The organism is Salipiger marinus, from assembly GCF_900100085.1.
GTDB classification, from domain to species: Bacteria; Pseudomonadota; Alphaproteobacteria; order Rhodobacterales; family Rhodobacteraceae; genus Salipiger; species Salipiger marinus.
This window is the reverse complement of record NZ_FNEJ01000081.1, coordinates 1-2,242: the sequence shown is the minus strand read 5'-3', so window position 1 is coordinate 2,242 and position 2,242 is coordinate 1. Positions and strand designations below refer to the sequence as shown.

Genomic DNA, 2,242 nt, shown 5'->3' with positions numbered 1-2,242 from the left:
TGTCGCGTTTAGTTCCCGATTTCAATTGAAGCAGTAAGCTGAAACTGAAGCGCTGGAATTTCATCTTAGCGCTTCACCAAACACGTCAAGAATCCTGGGCATCACAGCCCTGCGGCTTTGGTTAGGTTCACTCGGAACCTGTCGCGCCTGCGCTGATAGCGCCGGGTCATCTCGGCCGACGCATGTCCGAGTTGCTTTTGAACATAGCGCTCATCAACCTCTGCCGACGAGGCGAGCCCGGCGCGTAAGGAATGGCCGGAGAACATTGCCAGCCGTTTGGCGTCCGGCAGATCGGACCTGACGCCGCTTTTTAGAACGCTCGCTTTGATCAGTCGCGCGACGTGCTTATCGGAGAGGCGCGCCTCGAGGGCGCTTTTGCCATCCCGGGAGATGCGCACGAAGACCGGCCCAAAGTCGATGCGTCCGAAGTGTAGCCATTGCTCAAGTGCGTGGACGGGACAGGTCTGGTCGCTTGAGCCGCGCCCGACCTCAACCTCGCGCCACCCGGTCTTGGCGTTAAGCGTCAGCAGCGCGCCTTTGTCGAAGATCTCGAGCCAGCCGCCGCTGTCGGGGGTATCGTCCTTGCCGTGGTCCAGGCTGACAATCTCGGACCGGCGCAGACCGCCCGCATAGCCCAGAAGCAAGATCGCCCGGTCTCGAAGCCCGCGGAGATCGAAAGGAAGGGTGGCCACCATGGCCTGGATGTCCTCAGGCAAGATCGCCTCCTTCTGGACCGGCGGGCGCGCATGCTTGCGTTTGATCCCGGCCAGAACGGTGGCGATGTGCCGGTCCTTGCGATCAAGAGTGAACCCGCGCTGCCTGTAGTTCCAGGCAAGCCCCGAGAGACGGCGCTCGATCGTGGAGACCGAAAGGGCAGGGGCCTTCTCGGCTGGTGCAGCAAGATCAGCTACATAAAGTCCAACCATCTCGGGCGAGGGGGGCAGAGGTTCTGTGCCTTTCAGCCGGCACCAGCGGGTGAAGTGTTTCCAGTCGGCGGCGTAGGCCTTGTTCGTATTTCCTGCCGTCGAGGCCTCGGCGTAGTCGCGGGCGGTATCGATCAGCCGGTCGAGCGCGCCGGAGCTGACCACATGGGCGGGCAGAGCGATTGAGGCTCCGTCTCGAGAGGTTCTCTCGTTGTGCTCGTCACTGTTCGGCGCGGTATCAGGTGCTGAGCTCGAAATCTCAGACTCAGACCCGTAAGAACCCGCGATTTTGGTGCTGTTATTTGTGAGACTACCCATGTTTTTGAGCATATCATTTTTACGTCCGATAACACAAGGTTATCGGACATTATGGTGAAATATAGAGTGAGGCGTTTTCTGTGCCATTTTCTGGATAAAAGCGCCGCGATGGTTTAGGCTTCAGTCATGACATTTGCCCGACCGGATCACTCCATCAACCCAGAGACTCTACCCCGGATGCCCGCATGGGTCACCTCGGCACGTCCTGAAACCTTTGAAGATGTGGCGTTTTTGTCGGGAGCGGCGCTGAACCACCTGCATCTTGTGTTGGGCCGCGAAGAGGTCCCCAAAGCCTTGTTGCGGGACCGGCTGGCGCTGCCAGCGGCCGAGGCATGTGTCGGGTTTTCTGGTCGTCCGGAAAGAGCCCCAGAGCTGCGCGACGAGATTCATCTTCTGCGCCCCGGCGATCTACCTGGTCCCGCGGGGGAAACTTACCTTACCTGGCGTCGCGCGGTGGAAAGGTCGGTGTCGGTCAAGGCTTTGAGCCGAGCTTTACCGACCTTCGAGTCGTGCCAGATCGCCACGTGGCTGGATGCGGGAAATGGGGCACCGGTGACCCGGGCTGCGATGGTGCTGGATGCTGTCCTGACAGAGGCGCCGCGTGCCGAACTCCCGGCGTTGATCCTCGCGGACGCCGCCCTCGCCCAGGCGCTCGGTTGGGATCATGTCGTGCCGCTGCTGGCCGCGGGTTTGAAACGCACAGACCTGCGCAAGCGGGGCCACGATTTGCGCCTGGCCTTTCATCGCGCTGTGACCGCATCCGCGGTCGAGGCCACGCGTCTGGCTGTCGACCTCGCGCGTCGGGCTGCGCTTTTGAAAGAGGTTGCACCAAAGCTTCGGGCCAAGGGGGCTGGGGAGGCGGTTGAGATCTTCCTGACACAGGACGCGGTGGCACCCGGTGCCTTGCCTTTGCGGGACCGCGCCGCGCGCCGGCTCTGCGACCGGCTGGTCGATCTCGGCGCGGTGCGCGAACTGACCGGCCGCGACACCTTCCGGCTCTA

Annotated in this window: 2 protein-coding genes; one reads left to right on the top strand and one right to left on the bottom strand. The window is 61.9% G+C overall.

Annotation, left to right across the window (positions count from 1 at the left end):
- Positions 1-101: 101 nt before the first annotated feature.
- Positions 102-1,241 carry a tyrosine-type recombinase/integrase gene (locus BLR51_RS26900; protein WP_375342708.1) on the bottom strand — a complete coding sequence of 380 codons (1,140 nt, stop codon included), beginning with the start codon at positions 1,239-1,241 and terminating at the stop codon, positions 102-104.
- A gap of 126 nt (positions 1,242-1,367) precedes the next feature.
- Here BLR51_RS26900 and BLR51_RS26895 point away from each other — a divergent pair.
- On the top strand, positions 1,368-2,242 hold an 875-nt coding region (locus BLR51_RS26895), incomplete at its 3' end, for a DUF1403 family protein (protein ID WP_089852598.1).